The 20,726-nt window shown below is 70.2% G+C and carries 17 protein-coding genes; 4 read left to right on the top strand and 13 right to left on the bottom strand.

The genetic code is table 11. From position 1 onward, the window contains the following. Positions 1–2: 2 nt before the first annotated feature. Both FB561_RS23910 and FB561_RS23905 read right to left on the bottom strand, forming a co-directional pair. Positions 3–2,177, bottom strand: coding sequence for an alkaline phosphatase family protein (locus FB561_RS23910; protein ID WP_238335012.1), 2,175 nt, complete (start codon positions 2,175–2,177; stop codon positions 3–5). Between the two features lie 151 nt (positions 2,178–2,328). Further along, the gene (locus FB561_RS23905; protein WP_145810431.1) at positions 2,329–3,636 is read right to left on the bottom strand and encodes a family 43 glycosylhydrolase; all 1,308 of its coding nucleotides are present in this window, start codon (positions 3,634–3,636) and stop codon (positions 2,329–2,331) included. 161 nt (positions 3,637–3,797) lie between these two features. Here FB561_RS23905 and dacB point away from each other — a divergent pair, with 161 nt between their 5' ends. Next, a complete protein-coding gene (gene dacB / locus FB561_RS23900) occupies positions 3,798–5,369 on the top strand; it encodes a D-alanyl-D-alanine carboxypeptidase/D-alanyl-D-alanine endopeptidase (RefSeq protein ID WP_238335011.1) in 1,572 nt (523 codons plus the stop codon). Between the two features lie 57 nt (positions 5,370–5,426). After that, positions 5,427–6,377, top strand: a complete 951-nt coding sequence (locus FB561_RS23895) for a GNAT family N-acetyltransferase (RefSeq protein WP_145810429.1) — start codon at positions 5,427–5,429, stop codon at positions 6,375–6,377. 45 nt (positions 6,378–6,422) lie between these two features. Here the strand turns inward: FB561_RS23895 and FB561_RS23890 are convergent, their stop codons facing one another. Continuing rightward, positions 6,423–7,019, bottom strand: a complete 597-nt coding sequence (locus FB561_RS23890; RefSeq protein WP_145810427.1) for a hypothetical protein — start codon at positions 7,017–7,019, stop codon at positions 6,423–6,425. Then, positions 7,012–7,527, bottom strand: a complete 516-nt coding sequence (locus tag FB561_RS23885; protein ID WP_170284750.1) for an RNA polymerase sigma factor — start codon at positions 7,525–7,527, stop codon at positions 7,012–7,014. The genes FB561_RS23890 and FB561_RS23885 overlap by 8 nt, the downstream gene beginning before the upstream one ends. 141 nt (positions 7,528–7,668) lie before the next feature. Here FB561_RS23885 and FB561_RS23880 point away from each other — a divergent pair, with 141 nt between their 5' ends. Both FB561_RS23880 and FB561_RS23875 read left to right on the top strand, forming a co-directional pair. Then, the gene (locus FB561_RS23880; protein WP_145810424.1) at positions 7,669–8,256 is read left to right on the top strand and encodes an ArsR family transcriptional regulator; all 588 of its coding nucleotides are present in this window, start codon (positions 7,669–7,671) and stop codon (positions 8,254–8,256) included. A 16-nt stretch (positions 8,257–8,272) separates the two neighbouring features. Continuing rightward, the gene (locus tag FB561_RS23875) at positions 8,273–9,541 is read left to right on the top strand and encodes an MFS transporter (protein WP_145810421.1); all 1,269 of its coding nucleotides are present in this window, start codon (positions 8,273–8,275) and stop codon (positions 9,539–9,541) included. A 51-nt stretch (positions 9,542–9,592) separates the two neighbouring features. Here the strand turns inward: FB561_RS23875 and FB561_RS23870 are convergent, their stop codons facing one another. From FB561_RS23870 to priA, 9 genes are all read right to left on the bottom strand, one after another. Beyond that, positions 9,593–11,173: an MDR family MFS transporter gene (locus tag FB561_RS23870; RefSeq protein ID WP_145810419.1), complete on the bottom strand. Its 1,581-nt coding sequence runs from the start codon at positions 11,171–11,173 to the stop codon at positions 9,593–9,595. Then, entirely contained in the window at positions 11,173–11,682 is a 510-nt protein-coding gene (locus FB561_RS23865) for a MarR family winged helix-turn-helix transcriptional regulator (protein ID WP_145810417.1), read from the bottom strand. The genes FB561_RS23870 and FB561_RS23865 overlap by 1 nt, the downstream gene beginning before the upstream one ends. A gap of 389 nt (positions 11,683–12,071) precedes the next feature. Then, entirely contained in the window at positions 12,072–12,623 is a 552-nt protein-coding gene (locus tag FB561_RS23860) for a MarR family winged helix-turn-helix transcriptional regulator (RefSeq protein WP_145810415.1), read from the bottom strand. A 5-nt stretch (positions 12,624–12,628) separates the two neighbouring features. After that, the gene (gene hisF / locus FB561_RS23855; RefSeq protein WP_145810414.1) at positions 12,629–13,390 is read right to left on the bottom strand and encodes an imidazole glycerol phosphate synthase subunit HisF; all 762 of its coding nucleotides are present in this window, start codon (positions 13,388–13,390) and stop codon (positions 12,629–12,631) included. A gap of 499 nt (positions 13,391–13,889) precedes the next feature. After that, entirely contained in the window at positions 13,890–14,822 is a 933-nt protein-coding gene (locus FB561_RS23850) for a lysophospholipid acyltransferase family protein (protein ID WP_145810412.1), read from the bottom strand. After that, positions 14,822–16,375, bottom strand: coding sequence for an NPN-dependent hydroxyacid isomerase, LarAH14/15/16 family (larAH, locus tag FB561_RS23845; RefSeq protein ID WP_238335010.1), 1,554 nt, complete (start codon positions 16,373–16,375; stop codon positions 14,822–14,824). Before larAH ends, FB561_RS23850 begins: the two co-directional genes overlap by 1 nt. Positions 16,376–16,438: 63 nt before the next feature. Beyond that, a complete protein-coding gene (locus tag FB561_RS23840) occupies positions 16,439–17,632 on the bottom strand; it encodes a zinc-dependent alcohol dehydrogenase (RefSeq protein WP_202880905.1) in 1,194 nt (397 codons plus the stop codon). Further along, positions 17,632–19,923 (bottom strand): HAD-IB family hydrolase, encoded by a 2,292-nt coding sequence (locus tag FB561_RS23835; RefSeq protein ID WP_145810406.1) that lies wholly within the window; start codon positions 19,921–19,923, stop codon positions 17,632–17,634. The genes FB561_RS23840 and FB561_RS23835 overlap by 1 nt, the downstream gene beginning before the upstream one ends. After that, positions 19,920–20,657, bottom strand: coding sequence for a bifunctional 1-(5-phosphoribosyl)-5-((5-phosphoribosylamino)methylideneamino)imidazole-4-carboxamide isomerase/phosphoribosylanthranilate isomerase PriA (priA, locus tag FB561_RS23830; RefSeq protein WP_145810404.1), 738 nt, complete (start codon positions 20,655–20,657; stop codon positions 19,920–19,922). The genes FB561_RS23835 and priA overlap by 4 nt, the downstream gene beginning before the upstream one ends. Positions 20,658–20,726 lie beyond the last annotated feature (69 nt).

Genomic DNA, 20,726 nt, shown 5'->3' with positions numbered 1-20,726 from the left:
CCTCAGGCCTCCACACTCGCGTCCGACGGGCTGCCCACCCGCTGCTCCTCGTCCCCGGCCGGCCGGTCCCCCACCGGCTGGTCCTTGGTCAGCTCGTCCGGGTGCCGGCGCTGGCCGAGCTGGTCGAGCCAGCCGATCAGCAGCTCGTGCACCGCATCCGAACCGACCGGTGGCTCGTCGACCACGAAGCGGCGCGGGTGGACCAGTACCGCGTCGGTCTGCCAGCCGCCGATCCCGCCGTGGCAGCCGACCAGTTCCTCGAACGCGGCCACCTCGTGGGTGTGCTCGTCCAGCCGGCTGACCACCACGATGTCGCCGTTGTGCGGAATGTCCGACTGCCGCAGCATCGACGCCGGCGCGTACGGCCCGAACGCCTCCAGCGGGTCGACGCCTTCGATCCGGCCGCTCCGCAGCACGTGGACACCGGCCCGCCCGATCACCACCGGGCCTTCGGCCAGCGAGTCGACCATGACGAACCCGATCCCGGGATGCGTCGCGAGCCCTGGGATCAGCCGGGGATGCAGCAGCTCGATCTCCTCCAGCGGCACCCGGCCGGGCGTGGTCGCGAGGTAGATCAGCGCCAGGTTGCCGGACGAGGTGACGACCATCTGCTCGTCGGGAGCGACCGGTGGTTCGCAGTCGGCCGGGCCGAGCTCGACCTCACCGCGCCCCACCTTGCCGTGAAGGGCCTTCCGGGTGACCGTGCCGGCCACGCTGCGGCGCAGGCTCAGCTCGGTCAGGAACGCGTTCACCGGGCCCCAGCCCTCGGACTTGCCGGTCGCGGCCACCGGCTCCTTGGTGGTGTCGACCAGGTCGTCGACCACCTGGGTCAGGGTCCGGCCGTAGCGCTGCAGGAAGGTCGAGCCCTGGCTCTGGCCGTGGTCGGACAGCACCACGATCTCGTACGAGTGCGGCAGCGTGTCGATGATCCGGCGCAGCGACCCGATCACCCGGTCCAGGCCCTCCAGCGTCTGCAGCGACTCCGGCCGGGTCGGCCCGGCGTGGTGGGCGACCTCGTCGTAGTCGACGAAGTCGCAGTAGATCACCGGGGTGCCCTTGACCAGCTCGTCGGTGATCAGCGAGACGTTGAGGTCGCGGAGCAGCACGTTCGAGATCGCGCGCAGGAAGATGTACGAGCCGCCGCGCTTGACCCGCGGGACCAGGTTCCGCCGGCGTTGCCGCCGGGCCTGGTGCAACTCCTTGACCATCTCGGCGACGCACAGCACCAGTCCACGGGCGGCACCCTGCGGACTCGAGAAGAAGCGGACGTACCCGCGGCTGCGGTAGTTCGGCAGGGCGGCGCGGCTGAAGACGAGGACGGACTGCTGGGCGTCCCCGGACCAGTTGTTGCTGATACTCGCGCCGCCGTCGGCGAGCAGGCCGCGGCCGGTCGACATCCGGGCCTCGATCTCGGCGGCGTCCCGGGCCCGGTTGGTCACCATCACCCGGCCGGTCTCCTTCTCGTACCACCGGAAGGCCGGGATCTGGCCGGAACCACCGTGCAGGATGCCCGCCTGACTGGCCGGCGTGGTCGCCGGGACCCCGGTGTGCCAGCCGACGAGCGAGTGGCTGCCGTCCCGGATCCAGCCGCCGATGGTGGGCAGGTTGCCGGACAGCACCATCCAGTTCAGCAGCGGCGCCGACAGGCCGTCCAGCTGAATGATCAGCAGCCCGGTCTTCGGCGCGGGCTCGATCCGGCGCGCCCTCCGGCGGACCCCGCGCATCACCTCGGCGACGTACGCGTCGTCACTGCCGGCGTACGCGATCCAGCCGACGAAGGCGCTGATCGACGACATCACGATCGAGACCAGCAGCGCCGCCTCGGGGCCGCCGTGCAGGTTGACGCCGGGATCGACGCTGACGCCCAGGTACACGACGCCGAACTGGGACAGCAGACCGCCGATCAGGACGCCGATCGAGCCGATCAGGATCGCCACGCCGGCCAGCACCCAGCGCATCAGCAGGCCGATGATCGCGAGCAGCACGACCAGCCGCAGCACCGGCAGCGGTCCGTCGCTGCTGATCTGCGGCAGGGTCCAGAACGTGATGACCAGCGAGATCAGCGACGCGAGGCCGCCGAAGAAGATGGCCTGCAGACCGCCGGCGGTGCGGCGCAGGTCCAGCCACATCGGTAGCCGGCGCCGATCGCCGGAGACCTGTTCAGGTGGTTTCGCCAACCTTCGGACTCCCCGTTGCGTGCGTTTGTGCTGCTCCGAGCCTACGAGGCCGGGGCGACATCGACGGTACGGCGCGACGCACGGACGGGACGAATGCGGGTCGGCGGCCGGGCCGTCCCGGGGTCAACCCTGACCCCGGGACGGCCCGGTCCTACTGGACCTCGAGGTAGTCGACCTCGGCGTAGGAGTTGCCCTTGGTCAGCCGGATCGTGTTCCAGCCCGCGGTGAGCGTGACCGAGGTGGATGCCTGCCGCCAGTTGTCCCAGCCGGTGACCGGGTAGCTGACCGACCCCTGGCTGTTGCCATTGACAACGACACCGTGGGACCCGGTACTGCCGGTGCCGTTGGCGTAGCCGACATGCAGCGTGTAACTGCCCGAGCGTGGTGCGTACACGGTGTTCTCGACCCACGAGTCGGCGAAGTCGATGTACGCCGCGACCGCGCCCTGCGACGCCCCGGCCGCGCCGGTCCGGACCCGGCAATTGTTCAGCGTGCCGCGTTCGGCCTCGTACCGGACCCGGCTGCCGCGGACCACCGGGTAGTCGTTGGCCCAGCCGAGATCCGCGACATACAGATGGCGGGATCCGTTCACCCAGCCGTGCAGGAAGACCTTGTCCCCGGTGAAGTCGGCGCCACCAGGTCCGCAGACGTGGTTGTCGAACGAGGCCGTGGTCATCAACGGCCGGTACGCGATCGTCCACGGGCCGTTGAGCGAGGGCGCCGTCGCGTACGAGGTGAGGTAGTTGCAGTCGACGTACCCGCCGCCGGAGTAGAACAGCACGTACTGGCTGCCGCGCTGGACCAGGTCGGGGGCCTCGATCACGCCGCTCGACGAGATCAGCGCGGTGTTGCCGCCGGACAGCGTGGTGCCGTTGTTCGTCGTGCGGGTGAGCCACAGGGTGGAGTTCACGCCGATCGCGTTGCCGTCGTTCTTCCACAGCAGATACCGGGTGCCGTCGTTCCCGACGAACGTGTTCGCGTCGATCGCGCCGCCGAGCTCCAACGGGCAGATCATCGGCTGGCTGCCGAGCGGCGTGAACGGGCCGAGCGGCGAGCTCGCGGTCGCGACGCCGACGCACTGCCGGCCGGACGCCTTGTGCCACGCGGTGTAGGTGAGGGTGAAACTGCCGTCGGGGTTCGGGTGCACGTCGGGTGCCCAGGTCCGGCCGGACTGGGCCCAGCCGGCCGAGGGACCGCCGGGCATCGCGTCGCCGCGGATCGTCCACGGGCCGTTCGGCGCCGGGGCGCTGGCGACCGGGACGTGGCCGCGGCCGTTGTTGGTGGAGTAGGCGTACCAGGTGCCGTTGACCTCGATCACGTCCGGATCGGGGAAGTCCTCGCCGATCACCGCGCTCGGGAAGACCGCGGCCTCGGCTCGCTGTTCGCCGGCCGCGGCCGGGGTGACCGGGGCGGCCAGCGCGACCAGAACGGTCAGCACCGCCAGGATTCGTCTGCGCATCACAACACTCCTCAGGTGGGGCGGAACCTGTGGAACCAACTTTTCCATCGATTCACCTGGAGGGCGAGACCTGAAACTTCTTTCGAATCATCACTGGACCGCTGCCCCGGCCAGGTGTTGACTGCTCGCAGTTGGTTTCCGCCTGGGAGGTTGATGATCCGGTGAGAATTTTTCCTAAGGTCGTGGCGATCGCCGCGACGGTGGCGGCCGGTGCTGGGCTGGTCAGCCAGTCCGTCGGCGCGCCCCAGCAGGCGCAGGCGACGGGGTTGCAGCAGCGGCTGGACACCCTGCTCGGCGACTCCAGGTTCCAGGGGTCGCAGGTGGCGTTGGTGGTCCGCGACGCGACCACGGGCGAGACCTTGTACGACCGCGCCGGTGGTACTCGTCTGCTGCCCGCCTCGAACACCAAGCTGTTCAGCTCGACGGCCGCGATGCACACGCTCGGCCCGGACTTCCGGTTCCACACCGACGTCCTCGCGACGGCCCCGGTCCGCGGCGGCAAGCTGGACGGCGACCTGTACCTCAAGGGGTACGGCGACCCGACCGCACTCGAGGCCGACTACGTGGCCCTGGCCAAGCAGGTCGCCAAGAGCGGGATCCGCCGGATCGACGGTGACCTGGTCGCCGACGACACGTACTTCGACAAGGCCCGGCTCGGCGACACCTGGTCCTGGGACGACGAGCCGTTCTACTACTCGGCCCAGATCTCGGCGCTGACGCTGGCCCCGAACACCGACTACGACTCGGGCACCGCGATCGTCGAGAGCCGCCCCGGGACCGCGGCCGGCGCACCGGTGAAGCTGAGCCTCGTCCCCGCCAACGACACGATCAAGCTGGTCAGTACGGCGACGACGGGCGCGGCCGGTTCGGCGAACACGCTCAGCATCGAGCGGGACCACGGCACCAACGTCGTCCGGATCACCGGTTCGGTCCCGCTGGGTGCCGCGGTCGGCCAGGAATGGGTGACCGTCTGGGAGCCTGAGCTGTACGCGGCCGACGTCTTCAAGCGCGCCCTGGCCGCGCAGGGCGTTCGCGTGGACGGCCGGATCAAGGCCGCGGCGACTCCGGTCGACAAGGCCCGGCAGCTCGCCCGGGACGAGTCGATGACGGTCGGCGAGCTGATGAACCCGTTCCTCAAGCTCTCCAACAACATGCACGCCGAGCACCTGGTCAAGGCGATGGGCGCGGTCGCCGAAGCCGACGGCAGCTGGTCCGCCGGGCTCGGCCTGGTCACCCAGTACGCCAAGAGCGCCGGCGTGGACACGAGCACGATCCGGCTCTCGGACGGGTCCGGGCTGTCCCGCAAGGTCAACGTCACCGCGAAGAGCGTGACCGACCTCCTGATCGGCGCGCAGCGGGAGCCGTGGTTCCAGCAGTGGTACGACGCGCTGCCGATCGCGGGGAACCCGGACCGCTTCACCGGCGGCACCCTGCGCAGCCGGATGGCGAACACCCCGGCCGCCAACAACCTGCACGGCAAGACCGGGTCGCTCACCGGGGTGACCGCGCTGTCCGGGTACGTGACGGACCAGGACGGCCGCAAGCTGGTCTTCTCGATGATCAGCAACAACTACCTGACCAGCCCGCGCTCGGTGGAGGACGCGGTCGGCGTCACCCTCGCATCGTGGACCGAGCAGGGCCAGGTCGCCGCGATCGCGCCCGGCAACGCCCGGACGGCGCAGACCGCGGACGCCTGCGGTGACTGGGACCAGGCGAAGGGCGTGGCCTGCTAAGAGCGTTCGCCTGCTAAAGGGTTCGACAGTGCGGCGGTCACTCACCACAATGCGGAGATGACCGCCGCACTGCTCCCGGACGGGCTGACTGTTCGCCCCATCGGTCCCGACGACGCCGAGCTCGTGACCGCGCAGCTCGGGGCGTACACGAATGCGCTGATCGGGTACGCGAAGTACAGCCTCGAGGACGTCGCGAACTACCAGCGGGATCCGCAGCTCGACCTGGCGAACGACAGCTGGCTCGTGTTCGACGGCGAGAAGCTGGTCGGTACCGGGACGACCCTCGCCCACCTCGGGACCGGACGGGTGAGCCACGACGCCTTCGCGGCGGATCCGCGGATCGCCGGGTGGCTCCTGGATCGCGGGGCCGAGCGGGCCGTCGAGGTGGCGTCCGGCGGCGACCAGGTGACGTTGAGCGTGAGCCTGCTGGGCGAAGACCGGCAGCTGCAGTCCTTGCTCGGCGAACGCGGGTACGCCTTCGAGACGTCGATCCAGCGGATGCGCATCGACCACGACGGGTCCGTGCCGACCCCGGAGGTTCCCGCCGGCGTGGTGATCCGACGGGGCGCGTACGACGAGGCCGCGCGGCGGGCCGGGCACGCGGTGATCACGGCCGCCTTCGCCGACCAGCCGTCCGCCGTACCGCGGCCGTACGACGAGTGGGTGGCTTCGCGGGAGGCGCGGTCCACGTTCCACTGGTCCGACGTGACCCTGCTCGAGCTCGACGGCAGGGTGGTCGGTTATCGGGACTGCAGCGACCACTTCGTGGAGTCGGACGGCTGCGGGTACATCAGCCGGCTCGCCGTCCTCGACGAGGCACGGGGCCGCGGGTTGGCGAAGTACCTGCTGCGCGACCAGTTCGCGCTGGACGCCGCGGCCGGGCGGAGCGGGACGATCCTGCACGTGGACAGCTCGAACCCGACCCCGGCGGTCGGTCTCTACCTGGGCGTCGGGATGGCGCCGACGTTGGTCAGCGAGGTCTGGACCAGGACGGTCGCGCCGCGCTGATCGACGTCCTCGCCAGGGCGGTCGCGGTCCACCCCGGCGAGGACGTCAGTTCAGCACCACCTGGCGACCCGTACTCCCGGCCAGTACCGTCCGGCCGGCGAGTGCGGAGCGGAGATCCAGGTGGATCCGGACCGGCCCCGTCTGCGGCTTCCCGCAGGTCTGGGCCTCGGGCTGGTCCGGTGCCACCGAGTACCGGTACGCGGCGATCCGGACCTCGGCCACGTCCTGGGAGAGGATCCGGACCATGGTGTGCGGCAGGCAGGTACTGCCCGTCGCGTCCCGGCCCGTCTCGACCACCAGCACGGAGGAGTTCCCCGGATCGGGCCGCACAGCCGTTACCGGGATCTCCTTCTGCAGCACCAGCAAGGTGGTGCCGATCCTGAACCGCTCGGGTGGCGGTCCGTCGTCGAGCACGCCGACGGTGGGCGACTTCGTCGGCGCCGCCGGCTCCCCGGCGTGCGGCAGGTTCGTCGTGACCAGGGCCGCGCCGGCGGCGAACACCACCACGGCACCGACCGAGGCCAGGGCGCGCCGGCGCTTCTTCCGGCGGACCACCCGCTCGACCCCGCCGAACGGCGGCGCCTCGCCGGGCGTCTGCTCGTCGACGTACTCGATCAGCAGATCGGTCCTCAGTTCAGGCATGGTCCGGCACCTCCTCCTGGACGGCGAGCAGCGGAGCCAGCGCCTGCCGGGCGCGGGCCAGCCGGGACTTCACGGTGCCCGGCGGTAGCTGGAGTTCGTCGGCGATCTGTTCGATCGGTAGATCCATCACGTGGTGCAGCACCACCACGGCGCGCTGGGCCGGCGTGATCCGCGCCAGCGCGGCGGCCACGTCGAGCGCGTCCCCGTCGGGCTCACGTACCTCTCCTGTCCGTCCGAGCAACTTGGCCGAGGCCCGCGCCGCCACCTGCTGACGGCGCAACCGGCTGATCAGGGTCCGGACGGCGACCGCCCGTACCCAGGCCTCGGGATCGTCGTACCGGCGGATGCTGTTCCACCGGCCGAGCAGTTTCACGTACGCGTCCTGGGCGACCTCCTCCGCGTCCGCCCGGGACCCGCCGATCGAGATCAGCACACCGATCAGCCGCGGCCAGGTCCGGGCGTAGAGCGCCGCGACCTCCGCGTTCGGATCCGGTTCGCTGTCCCTCACATCGCTAACACGCGCTGGCACCGGATCAGGTTCCACTCGATTTCGGATGGATGGAACGGTGCGTGCCGACCCGGTCCCGGACGGTGGGGTTTTCCCGCGCGTCTCTTGCCTGCCGGAGATATGAGAGATTACTCTCGAAACATGTCTCTCAGAAATCCCTACGGCGACTTCGAGGTCACCGACCCGCAGGCGATGCGGGCGCTCGCCCATCCCGTCCGGCTGGCCGCGCTCAGTTATCTGCAGAAGCACGGCCCGGCCACGGCGACCCAGCTGTCCGAGCACGTCGGCGCTTCGCCGTCGGTGACCAGCTGGCACCTGCGGCACCTCGCGTCGTTCGGGCTGGTGTCCGACGGACCGCCGCCGGACGGCGTCCAGGACCGGCGGCAGCGCTGGTGGCAGGCGGTCGCGCGCGGGTTCCGGTTCGAGATGCCGGACACCCCGGAGGGCGCCGAGGCCGGCCGGCTGCTGCGCGCCGAAATGATGAACCAGGCGTTGGAGGCCGCCCAGCACTGGCTGGCCGAGACCGAGCCGGGCCTGTCCGCCGACTGGAGCCGGCACGCCGGATCGGCGAACACGCTGCTGTTCGTCACCGGCGACGAGCTGGAGCAGCTGGAAGAGGCGATCGAGAACCTGATCGCGCCGTACGTCCAGCGCGGCGAGGAGGGCGCGCCGGCCGACGCCGGCCCGGTCCGGACGCTGCGCATGGTGTTGCCCGAGGCAAGCAACTGACCGAGCTGGGGGGACGATGACCACCACCACTTCCACACCGGCGCGGAGCCTGTGGCGGGACCGCCGGTTCCGTACCTTCTGGTCGGCGCAGGGCGTGTCCGAGTTCGGCGACCGGGTCACCGAGCTGGCGATCCCGCTGATCGCGATCACGCTGCTCGACGCCTCACCGAGCCAGGTCGGCTTCCTGACCGCCGCGGTCTGGCTGCCGAACCTGGCGTCGCTGTTCATCGGCACCTGGGTCGACCAGCGCCGGGACAAACGCCCGCTGATGATCGCGGCCGACCTGGCCCGGACCGTCGTCCTGCTCTCGCTGCCGATCGCGTACTGGCTGGACGTGCTCACGATGGCGCAGCTCTTCGTGATCGCGATCCTGGCCGGGACCGCCCACGTCCTGTTCATCACCGCCAACGCGGCGTTCTTCGTGACGATCGTGACCCGGGAGCAGTTCCTCGAAGCGAACAGCAAGCTCTCGGCGACCCGGTCCGTCTCGTTCATGGCCGGACCGGCGATCGGCGGCGCCCTGGTCCAGTGGCTCACCGCGCCGATCGCGATCCTGGTCGACGCGCTGTCGTTCCTGTTCTCGGCGCTCCAGCTGATGCGGGTGAAGGCGGAGCCGGCCGAGCCGGAGGAGTCGTCGGAGCCGCTGTTGCGCCGGGCCCGCGCGGGCATGTCGTACCTGCTCCGGCATCCGTACCTGCGCAGCAGCCTGGCCTGCGCGACCACGGTGAACTTCTTCAACCTGATGGAGACGGCGCTGCTGGTGTTGTTCGCGAGCCGGCACCTCGAACTGTCCGCGGGGACGATCGGCCTGGCGCTCGGGATCGGCGCGTCGGGCGGTTTCCTCGGCGCGGTCGCGGCAGCCCCGTTGACCCGGTGGCTGGGGGCCGGCCGGCTGATCGCACTCGGGGCCGTCGTGTTCCCGGGAGCGGTGGCGATCGCGGCGTTCGCGACCGGCCCGGTCTGGGTCAAGGCGTCGGCGCTCGCGCTGGCCGAGTTCGTCGGCGCGTTCGCGGTGATGTGCTTCGACGTCCCGCTGAACTCGTTGCAGGCGGCCGTGATCCACGACCACATGCGCAGCCGGGTGGTCGGCGCGTTCTCGAGCATCAACTACGGCGTCCGCCCGCTGGGTGCCGTGGTCGGCGGTCTGCTCGGCACCTGGATCGGTGTCCGGGAGACGCTGCTGATCTCGGCGTGCGGCGGACTGGTCGCGGTGCTGTGGCTGCTCGGCTCCCCCATCCTCAAGACGAAGTCGCTGGACGGACTGGAGCCACCCGAGCTGAAATGACAGAACCGGCGGTACCCCGCGTGAGGGGTACCGCCGGTGCTTGTTCCGGTGTCAGTCCAGCTCGACCGGTTCGTCGAGCTTGGCGACGGTCCGGCGGAGCGGGACCTCCTTGATGAAGAGGACCGCGATCAGGCTGACCACGGCACACGCGGCCGCGATCAGGAAGATGCGCCCGGTGGCGTCGCCGTACGACTGACGGACCAGCTCGGCCAGCTGCGGCGGCAGGTGCTTGACGTCCAGCAGGCTGGTGCCGTCGCCGCCCTCCTGCAGCTTGCGGGCCGCTTCGGCGCCGCCCGGGGTGGCGAGTACGCCCTCGATCAGCAGGTCCTTCACCCGGACCGCGAGCACCGCGCCGAGAGCGGAGACGCCGACCGCACCGCCGAGGCTGCGGAAGAACGACACCGTGGCGCTGGAAGCACCGATCTCACTGACGTCGACGGTGTTCTGCACCGCGAGGACCAGGTTCTGCATCGTCATGCCCATGCCCAGACCCATCGCCAGCATGCCGGTGCCGACGTACCAGTACGGGCTGGTGTGGTCGATCGTGCCGAGCACCACGAGCCCCGCGACCAGCAGGATGCCGCCGGCGACCAGGTACCGCTTCCACTTGCCGTAGCGGGTGATCATCTGGCCGGAACCGACCGAGCCGAGGAACGAGCCGAGCATCATCGGGATGGTGAGCAGGCCGGCCTCGGTCGGGCTGTACCCGCGAGCGACCTGGAAGTACTGGCCGAGGAACAGCGCGCTGCCGAACATCGCGACGCCGACGGCGAGGCTGGCGATGATGGCCAGCGCGGTGGTGCGCTCCCTGACGACCTTCAGCGGGACCAGCGGCTCGGCCGCCCGGTTCTCCACGATCACGGCCAGCACACCGAACAGCACCGTGCCGCCGACGAACAGTGCGGACTGCCAGGACATCCAAGCGAAGTCGTGACCGGCGAACGTGACCCAGATCAGCGGCAAGCTCGCCGCGGCGCTGATCAGTACGGCGCCGAGGTAGTCCATCTTGACCCTGCGCTTGACCACCGGCAGGCGCAGGTAGCGCTGCAGCATCACCAGGCTGACCACGGCCAGCGGGACGCAGACGTAGAAGCACCAGCGCCAGCCGAGCCAGGAGGTGTCGACGATGACGCCACCGATGAGCGGGCCGCTCACGGTCGCGACCGCCATCACGGCACCCATGTACCCCGAGTACCGGCCGCGGCTGCGCGGCGGGATCGCGGCGCCGATGATCGCCTGGGCGAGCGCCATCAGACCGCCCATCGCGAGCCCCTGCAGCACCCGGGCGCCGATCAGGAACGGCACGTTGTGCGCCATCCCGGCCAGCGCCGAGCCGACCACGAACAGCACGATCGCCAGCTGGACGAGCAGCTTCTTGCTCATCAGGTCCGACAGCTTGCCCCAGATCGGGGTGGACACCGTCGTGGCCAGCAGGCTGGCGGTCAGTACCCAGGTGTACTGCGTCTGGGAACCCTGCAGGTCGGCGATGATCGTCGGCAGGGCGTTGCTGACGATCGTCGAGCTGAGCATCGCCGTGAACAGCGCGGCGAGCAGCCCGATCAGGATCTCGAGGATCTCGCGGTGGGTGAGTTCCGGCGCGGCATCCGCCGGCCGGGTCTCGGTGACAGTCATCAGTCTCCAGTCGAAGTGGTGGTGCGCCTCACGGACTCAGCGGACCGGGCGACCGCGTCGGCGACCCGCCGCAGCGTTTCGGCGGCCGCCGTCATGGCGTCGTCGTCCCAGTCCGCCAGAGCGGCACGAAGTTGCTGGGTGTAGTTCGCGTAGAGGGCCTCCAGCCGGGCCCGGCCGAGCGGCGAAAGCTCGACCAGGGACACCCGGGCGTCCGCCGGATCGGGCCGACGGCTCACCAGACCGTCGCCCTCCAGGTTCGTCAGCTGCCGGCTGACCACGGACGCGTCGACCCCCAGCTTCGCGGCGATCTCCCCGCCGCGTTGCTCGCCGCCCTTGGCCAGCACCTTGAGCACGCTGGCGTCGGCACGACGAAGCCCCGCATCGGGCCAGAGCTGCCGATGCTCGATACACCGCACGGCCCGGATCAGCGAGCTGACCCCTTCGAGGACGTCCTGGGCCGGCGTGTCCCGCTCCACCTCCGGGACAGAGGGTTGCTGGGCTAGTTGCATAACCCAACTATATACCCGATTAGTTGGTTTCTGCAACCATATGCTCAAGGGGTGGGGATATGGTGACTTTGGTGATCTCAGCCTGGACCTTGGGTGCGCACTGTAGCCGCCACCCGCGTCGATGACCGCGGTCGACGGCCAGGGATATTGACGGATGGCAGGTTGTTGGCGGGCTACAACACGGCAGTCCCCCAACAAGGCGCCAGCCAGCTGCACGCCAGTCGTTGCAGTGGGTGCCCGGTCAGCTGACCAGCCGGTTGTTGGGCGACCAGCCGGTTGTTGGGCGACCAGCCGGTTGTTGGGCGACTGGCGGGTTGTTGGACGACTGGCGGGCTACAACACGACAGTCGCCCAACAAGGCGCCACATGGCCGACTGCGGGCGTACAGATCAGCTGAAGTCGGTGTTGAGGCGGCTGAGCAGGCGGGCCAGGTCGGTCAGGTCCGGGGTGTCCCAGCGGTCCAGGATCTCGCGGAACTCGGCCCGCCGCTGGTCGCGCATCGCGCCGAACCGCTCCGCGCCGGTCTCCGTCAGGCGCAGCAACCGGGCCCGACCGTCGTCCGGGTCGCCCACGCGCTCGATCAGGCCGAGGGTCTCGAGCTGGGTCAGTCCACGGCTGACGGTCGACTTGTCGAGGCCGAGCGCCTGCGCCACGTCGGACGCCCGTACCCCCGGACCGCCGGACGCGGTGCCGAGGTCGATCTGCGAGATCAACGCGTACCCCGCGGCGTCCATCTCCGGGTGCACCCGCCGCGCGAGCAGCATCGAAGCCGACCGCGACCGGCGGAGCAGCATCGACAGCTCCTGCTCGACGTCAGCGATCAACCGACCGGCTTGCTCAGCTCCCCGCGTACGCCCTGCTTGCTCGGCTTGCTCTGCGCTCTTGGTACCAGGTGCTGGGGTGCCCGCCTTGTCGTCCTGGTCCGGGCGCTGGACCACCATGCCGCTCACCGGACCACGACGCCGGCGTCGCGCAGCGCCTTCTTGACATCGGCGATGCGGAAGTCGCCGAAGTGGAAGACACTCGCCGCGAGCACCGCGTCGGCGCCTGCCTCGACCGCCGGCGGGAAGTGTTCGGGTGCGCCCGCTCCCCCGCTGGCGATCAGCGGGATGTCGACGACGGCGCGGACGGCGTGGATCAGGTCCAGGTCGAACCCCTGTTTGGTGCCGTCGGCATCCATCGAGTTGAGCAGGATCTCGCCCGCGCCGAGCTCGGTGCCCCGCCGGGCCCACTCGATCGCGTCCAGGCCGGCGGACCTGCGACCACCGTGCGTGGTCACCTCGAACCCGCTCGGCTGGTCCGCCGAACGACGCACGTCCAGCGACAGCACCAGCACCTGGTTGCCGAACCGCTGGGCGATCTCGGAGATCACCTCGGGCCGGGCGATCGCGCCGGTGTTGATACCGACCTTGTCCGCGCCCGACCGAAGCAACCGGTCGACGTCGCCGACCTCCCGCACACCGCCACCGACCGTGAGCGGGATGAACACCTGCTCGGCCGTCCGGCGGACCACCTCGTACGTCGTCTCCCGGGAACCCGAGGACGCGGTGATGTCGAGGAACGTCAGCTCGTCGGCGCCCTCCGCGTCGTACAACTCGGCCATCTCGACCGGGTCGCCGGCGTCGCGCACGTCGACGAAGTTGACACCCTTGACCACCCGCCCGGCATCCACGTCCAGGCAGGGGATCACACGCACGGCAAGACTCACGCGGCCAAGCGTACCCAGCCGACCGGCCCGACCCAGGACACCGGTCCCCTTCAACTCGAACGACCCAAGACACCGCCTGGTCCGCCCGCCACACAAGCCCGCCACCCCGGGGTACACACCTTGTGCGCCCACCAACCACGCCCCACCGACTCTGTGCGCCCACCAGCCGTTCTCGGCAGGGGTGAATGCCTGGCCCGCGCACAAAGTCCGAGTACCACGGCCAGGCAGGCGAGACGACCCACCGGGACGAACGCCTGGGACACACCCGCCCGCCACCCCGGGTACACCTTGTGCGCCCACCAACCACGCCCCACCGACTCTGTGCGCCCACCAGCCGTACTCGGCAAGGCTAAATGACTAGCCCGCGCACAAAGTCGGCGGCGGCGCGGCGGGGTCGAGGCGGGACTAGGGCGAGGGCGAGGCGAGGGCGAAGGGGCGAGGCGAGGGCGAAGGGGGCGAGACGAGGCCCCGGCTGCGGGGTGCGGCCGGGGCTTCTCGGTTACTTCCAGGCGCGGCGCTTCGACTCGGGGGCCTCGACCGGCGCGGTCGACTCCCAGACTCGGCGCCAGCGGGCTGCTTGGGGGCCTGACTGGGAGGGGGATGCGCCTGCTGCTACCCGGCGGCGGGCTTCCCACCAGGTGGTGGATTCTTCGTCCAGGAGGGCGGAGACCGCGGCCGAGATCTTCGGGGCGAACTCGCGGGCGCTCTCCCCCTCGGCCGGGTGCAGCGGGTCGCCGTAGCGGACCGCAACCGTCGGGCGGCCCGGGATCGGCCAGCCTCGGCCTCGGGGCATGGCCGCGAAGGAGCCCTTGATGCCGACGGGGACGACCGGGACGCCGTGCTCGACGGCGAGGTAGGCCGCGCCCATCCGGAAGCGTTCCATCCAGCCGTCGGGTGAGCGGGTGCCTTCGGGGAAGACGACCACGTTCCAGCCATCGGCGAGGAGGTCACCCGGGGTCGAGCTGAGTTTGCCGCCGCGGCGCTCGATCGGGAACGTGTTGAACACGATCGCCGACGCCGTCGCCCGCCACCAGGTGTCGAAGAAGTAGTCCGCCGCCGCGGCCACCGCGGTCCGCCGGCGCATCGCGTCCGGCAGCGTGCAGAGCAGCAACGGGGTGTCCAGGTGGGACGAGTGGTTCGCCACGATCAGCGCCGGACCGTCCAGCTTCAGCAACGAGTCCAGCCCGCTCACCCGCGGGTTCACCTCCCACCGCAGGACCGAATTGAGCGCGCCCTTCTGCAGCACCTCTCGGACCGCCATGGCCGCCGGCGTCCGGGCCCACTTGGTCGGGAAGACCGTGGTCTCCTTCGGCACCACGTACGGCTCGGCGGACCGCGGAACCTGCGGACGGCGGCCCCAGCGCCAGCCGCGGGCGACCTGCTTCACGTCCCGCGCGGTGTCCCGGCTGAACTTGACCAGGTTGGCACCCATCAGCGCACGTCCGCGAGCAGGTGCGGCGGGTTGTGCAGGTAGGTGATCGACGGCGACCGGCCGACCGAGTGGCTCACCATCTCCAGCGCGTCCTGCAGGGTCGACGCGGACCGGAAGCCCATCCGCTCGACGGCCTTGCGGTTCGCCCCGACCCAGACGATGTCGCCGCAGTGGTCCAGCGCGTGCGAGATCCAGTACCACATGTAGAACGGGTGCACGCCGTGGTACGCGTACGACGTCCGGTACAGGTGGATGTACCACGGGTCCTCGGCGTACTGCTTCTCGAACTTCGCCTCGATGGTGGCCGGGTCGGTCGACTCCGACAGCACCTCCTCGAAGAAGTCCACGTACGACGGGTGGTGCAGCTGGCTGAACTCGTAGTCCACCGGGTGGTACAGGATGACCGCGCCGTCCTTGCGGACCACGGGGTTGCCCCGGTACGAGTTGAAGTAGTACCCGAGTCCCATGCAGGCGGCGAGGATCGGGTTCATCACCGAGTTCACGTTGTACGGGCCGACGAACGGCACGCCCATGATCGCGACGTCGGACTGACCCTGCACCTCGACCAGGTGCTGGCGGTGCACGTTCTCGATCGTCTTCTCGTGCACCGGCTCGATCTTGCCGGCATGGATCCCGGTCAGGCCGTAGTTCGACCGGACGTCGGTGAAGATCCGGTGCCGCATCTTGGCCGGGGCCAGGTCGAGCCCGCGCTTGGCGGCGAGCATCGCGGCCTGGTCCTTGATCGACCACTCCCACTCGCGCTTCTGCAGGAACTCCAGCGGCCCGCCGAAGATGTCGTTGTTCAGCGTGGTCTCGATCTGGAACACCTTGACGTGCTCGGTCAGCACCGCGCCCATCCGCCAGGCCGAGTGGTGCATCTTCGAGGCCTTGTGGTCCATGAAGGACCGCGAGTGGATCATCGTGTGGCTGTTGTGGTGGTGCTTCAGCGACTTGTACGACGCCAGCCCGATCGACGTCGACTTGTGGCCGCCGTCCATCGCCACCAGGTTCACGTTCACGTAGACCAGCAGGTCGGACTCGGCCGCCCGCTTGGAGATCTCGACGTCCTCACCGTGCTTGGTCTGGCCCAGGTGGGTCAGGTTCTCGGTGTCCTCGGCGTCGAAGTTGTACAGCTTGCCGTCGGGGAAGAACGACCGGAAGACGCGCTCGCCGACGATCTCGCGCAGCTCGTTCGGGGTGAGCCGGCGGTGCAGCGCGTTGGCGGAGATCAGCTCGACGTCGTCGACGCCGGCGTCCGCCGCCATCGTCAGCACGGCCTCGATGATGCGCTGCCGGATGTCCGGCTTCTTCATCGGCGGCAGCGGCAGCGAGATGTCGTCGAACGCGATGGTCAGCCGCATCCCGGGCCGCAGCAGTTCGGGCAGCGGCTCCGACTCGAGCGGGTTCAGCAACGCGTTCTGGATCGCCTCCTCCACGTCGCGGACCGGCGGCAGCGCCTCCGGCGGGTACACCACCCGGGTACCGAGCGGGAACCGCTCCAGCAGGAAGCCCTCGCCGTTGTGCACGAGCAGCGGGGGCGTGCGGTCGTCCACCTCAAGCACAAACCCTGGCCGGGACATGTCAGAACCTCTCTCGTCGTACGTTCAGCGGCCCCGTCATGAAGCCCTCACATCGAAGGCGACCTTGACGGTCCCCAAGCGGCCGGCGGACTGTGCGTGGTCCAGTGCCTCACGCCACCGGTACAGCGGATAACGCGCCCCGACGATCCCGTCCAGCGGGGCCTTCGCGGCAATCTCCAGCGCGGTCTCGAAGGCCGGCTTGTCGTTCGGTTCGGCCAGCGCCGACGCGTACGTCCCGGTCAGCTCCAGCTCGCGGAACCAGACCGGCGACAGGTCCGCCCCGGTGGACGGCATCCCCGACAGCACGACCCGGCCACCGGCCTTGGTGACCCGCAGCACGGTGTCGATCGAGTCCTTGCTGCCGACCGCGTCCACGGCGACGTCGACGCCGCCGAGCAGGAACTCGCGGCCCATCTCCGGGGTCAACCGGAACGCGCCGGTCGCCCGGCGGACGCCACGGAACACCTCGTCCGGCGCCACCACGTCGCTGGCGCCGAACGCCCGGGCCAGCTCGCGCTGCCGGGCGTGCTTGGCGACGACGGTGATCCGGCCGGCCTGGGTCAGCTCACGCAACGCCAGTGTCGCGAACAGGCCGACCGCGCCGGCGCCGCTCACCAGCACCGACTGGCCCGGCTCGACCTTGGCCTTGAGCGCGGTGTGGACCGCGCACGCGAGCGGCTCGGTGAGTACCGCGCGCTCGTCCGACAGCCCGTCCGGTACGGCGTACAACTGGCTGCGGTGGGCGACCATCACGTTGCCCCAGCCGCCGCCGGTGTCGTGGCAGAACCCGGTCTGCAGCCCCGGCGCGACGTGGCCGACCGTGATCCGGTCGCATCGGTTCGTGTTGCCGGACGAGCAACCGACGCACGGCTCGACGCCGCGGGCCGCGCAGGTGAGGACGGAGTCCATCACGACGCGGGTGCCCTTGGGCAGGTCCTCGCAGTCGTCGAGCAGTTCGCCGACCACCTCGTGGCCGGGGACGAACGGCATCGACACCATCGCGGAGAAGTACAGCTTGGTACTGCCGGTGACCATGCCGAGGTCCGAACCGCAGATGCCGGACAGGATCGGGCGGATCCGCGCCCAGCCGTCCCGGTCGGCCTTCGGTTCGTTGATCGTGACCAGGCGGAGCGGGGCCGCCGGGCCGGTCAGGATGCCGGGGATCCGGCCGCCGACCGCCTTCGCCGCGAGGTACTTGGCGGGCGACCGGTACATCTCGAGCGCGAGCATCATCGGGCGTTCACCCCGGGGATCTCCAGTCGGGACGAAGTGGACGGGGTCTTCCAGTCGACGATCTGCCAGCGCGCGGCCCGGGCGGCCCGGAACAGCGGCACGTCCGGCGAGACGGCGACCGGATTGCCGACCGTGGTCAGCATCGGCAGGTCGGAGTGGCTGTCGGCGTACGCGAACGACCGGGACAGGTCGATCGACGTACCGCGGGCGCGGTGCTTGATCCACGCGGCCCGGGACTCGCCGACCAACGGCGGGCCGGTCAGGAACCCGGTACAGCGGCCGCGGTCGTCGACGGCCAGCTCGGCCGCCACGATCTCGTCGAACAACGGCTCCAGCGGCCGGGTCAGCGGGCGCACCGCACCGGTGATCAGGATGGTCCGGTGCCCGGCCGCCTTGTGCTCGCGGATCCGCCGGACGGCCGCTCCGCTGAGGCGTTCCAGCACGTGCTCGGCGAGGATCTCGTCGACGATCCGGTTCAGCTCTTCCAGGTCGGCGCCCTGGTAGCGGCGGTAGATCGTCCGCAGGAAGGTACCGCGGTCCTTGCGCTCGGCGGCGATCAGCTTCGGCAGCTTGCGTAGCATCGCGCCGATCTCACCGACCCGCTGGTGGCTGTCCAGCTCGGGCAGCCGCATCCACAGGTAGGTCTCGATCACGTTCGACGACAGCAACGTGCCGTCCATGTCGAAAGCGGCGATGATCTCACCGTCCTCCGACGGCGTCGCCTTCTTCAGGGTGCCGGCCGACTCGGCCAGCGCCTTGTTCCGCTTCTTCCGGACCACGTCCAGCCGGCGCAGCGAGTCCGTCACGCTCGGGCAGTGCGTTTCCTGCAGGTAGTACTGCCAGTCCACGATCGAGGTGTCGCACCAGAACTTCTCCCGGTCGTCCCCCTCGAGCGCGTTGTGCAGGGCGAGCACGTTGTCGTCGATGAACTGCAGCTCGGCCTGGGCGTACTCGGAGTACAGGTCCATGTAGCGGCGGAGGAAGTCGATCCGGCGCTTCTGCACGTCCAGCTCGCGCGCGTACTTGCGGGTGCGCTCGCCGCGCGGCACGTGGGTGATGATCTGGTCGGCGATCTTGTGGGCGCGCTCGCCGTACCGCAGCATGCTCTCCACCGAGTCCCCGCCGGGGAACTTCCAGACCGGCAGCCGGACCGCGCCGCGCTCGCCCAGGTCGAAGGGATGCTTGGAGAAGTACGCGCGGACGCCGGCGTACAGCTGCTCGAAGGTCAGCGGGTTCCGGGCGCCGGAGCTGACGTGGTAGTACTCCGGCTTCGACAGCTCGGGCTCGGTCGCCATCACGGCGCAGATGGCGCCGACGACGTGGTCGACCGGGATGATCTCGACCACCGAGTCCGGGCTGGCCGGGAACTCGGGCAGTTCGCCGCGGCCGTAGGCCAGGATCAGCGGCTCGGCCATCTTGAAGCCCTCGATCCAGCCCGGGTGCGGGCTCTGCACCGCGGACTCGATGATGGCCGGCCGGACGATCGAGGTCGGCAGCGTCGCCGCGAACTCCTCGACGACGCGCTCGCCGAGCGCCTTGGTGAACGTGTAGCAGTCGGTCCAGCCGAGGCTGCGGGCCCGCTCGGTGCCGGTCTCGACCAGCTTCTTCGCGACCCACTCGGTCCGCCGCCGCTCGGTGTCCGCGGCCGCGGTCAGGTGCCCGGCCCGGCGGTGCAGCTTCTCGGACTCCTTGCGGAACTTCGCCAGCATCGCGGCCGACCGGGAGGCCTCCTCGACCCGGGCCTTCATCGCCATCCCGGCCTCGGCCTCGGACCGCCAGTCGACGGTGTGGTCGACCGGGGCCTCGGGGATCGCGCCGCGCCGGCGGCCCGCGGTGTATGCGGTGGAGATGTGCACGTAGTGCACCGGGCGCTCGGTCTCGACGATGCGCTCGAGCAGGCTCTTGGTACCGAGCACGTTGGTCGTGAACGCCTCGTGGATCGGCGGGTCGAAGCTGACGTCACCGGCGCAGTGCACGACGATGTCGAGGTCCCGCGGCAGCGCCGGGACGTCGGCCAGGTCGCCCTCGACGACCTCGACCCGGGCCGCCGACAGCGCCTCGGCGTCGGCGTACGGGGTGCCCTCGCCGTAGAAAGGCTTGAAGATGTCCTTCTTCAACAGCTGGGCCATCCGGTCGGCGCCCTTGAGCGAGCCCTTCGGCCGGATGATCGCGACGACGGTGGTGTCCGGCAGCTCGCCGATGATCCGGTGCAGCAGGGCCTCGCCGACGAAACCGGTGACCCCGGTGACGAGGACCTTCTTGCCCTTGAGCTTCTCGGCCAGCCTCACTGGTCCCCTCCACGGGTGAGTTCGAGTGCCTCGGTCAGGGTGAACGCGCCGGCGTACAGGGCCTTGCCGACGATGACGCCCTCGACGCCGTCCGGGACCAGCGTCGCCAGCGCCCGGAGGTCGTCCAGGCTGGAAACGCCACCGGAGGCGATGATCGGCTTGTCGGTGCGCGCGCACAGGTCGCGGTACAGGTCCAGGTTCGGGCCTTGCAGCATGCCGTCCTTGGTCACGTCGGTGACGACGTACCGCTCGCAGCCGGCCGCCTCGAGCCGCGCCAGCACCTCGTACAGGTCGCCGCCCTCCTTGGTCCAGCCGCGCGCGGCCAGGGTCCGGCCGCGGACGTCCAGGCCGATCGCGACCCGGTCGCCGTACGCCTGGATGATCCGGTCGCACCACTCGGGGTCCTCGAGCGCGGCGGTGCCGATGTTCACCCGGCGCGCACCGGTCGCCAGGGCGGCCTCCAGCGACGCGTCGTCGCGGATGCCGCCGGACAGCTCCACCTGCACGTCGAGCTTGCCGGTCACCTCGGCCAGCAACTCCCGGTTGCTGCCGCGGCCGAAGGCCGCGTCGAGGTCGACCAGGTGAATCCACTCGGCACCGGCCTCCTGCCAGGCCAGCGCGGCGGCCAGCGGCTCGCCGTACGAGGTCTCGCTGCCGGCCTCGCCCTGCACCAGCCGGACAGCCTGCCCGTCCGCCACATCCACGGCAGGGAGCAGCACCAGGTTCTCAGACATGGCCCACACCCTAGATGCCCACGGATCCTCAGTTGTAACCCAGTGCCTCGCTGAGTCGTTGGGATCCGA

Origin of the sequence: Kribbella amoyensis (assembly GCF_007828865.1) — a bacterium.
GTDB classification, from domain to species: domain Bacteria; phylum Actinomycetota; class Actinomycetes; order Propionibacteriales; family Kribbellaceae; genus Kribbella; species Kribbella amoyensis.
The sequence above is the reverse complement of the archived record's forward strand: the minus strand, read 5'-3'. Positions and strand labels throughout refer to the sequence as shown.

Coding starts and splice junctions, on each gene's coding strand:
- priA (WP_145810404.1), bottom strand. CDS start 20,657: ATGTCTGAGAACCTGGTGCTGCTCCCTGCCGTGGATGTGGCGGACGGG.
- FB561_RS23860 (WP_145810415.1), bottom strand. CDS start 12,623: ATGGTGGTCCAGCGCCCGGACCAGGACGACAAGGCGGGCACCCCAGCA.
- FB561_RS23880 (WP_145810424.1), top strand. CDS start 7,669: ATGTCTCTCAGAAATCCCTACGGCGACTTCGAGGTCACCGACCCGCAG.
- FB561_RS23850 (WP_145810412.1), bottom strand. CDS start 14,822: ATGGGTGCCAACCTGGTCAAGTTCAGCCGGGACACCGCGCGGGACGTG.
- FB561_RS23840 (WP_202880905.1), bottom strand. CDS start 17,632: ATGCTCGCGCTCGAGATGTACCGGTCGCCCGCCAAGTACCTCGCGGCG.
- FB561_RS23865 (WP_145810417.1), bottom strand. CDS start 11,682: ATGCAACTAGCCCAGCAACCCTCTGTCCCGGAGGTGGAGCGGGACACG.
- FB561_RS23870 (WP_145810419.1), bottom strand. CDS start 11,173: ATGACTGTCACCGAGACCCGGCCGGCGGATGCCGCGCCGGAACTCACC.
- FB561_RS23905 (WP_145810431.1), bottom strand. CDS start 3,636: ATGCGCAGACGAATCCTGGCGGTGCTGACCGTTCTGGTCGCGCTGGCC.
- FB561_RS23895 (WP_145810429.1), top strand. CDS start 5,427: ATGACCGCCGCACTGCTCCCGGACGGGCTGACTGTTCGCCCCATCGGT.
- FB561_RS23890 (WP_145810427.1), bottom strand. CDS start 7,019: ATGCCTGAACTGAGGACCGATCTGCTGATCGAGTACGTCGACGAGCAG.
- FB561_RS23875 (WP_145810421.1), top strand. CDS start 8,273: ATGACCACCACCACTTCCACACCGGCGCGGAGCCTGTGGCGGGACCGC.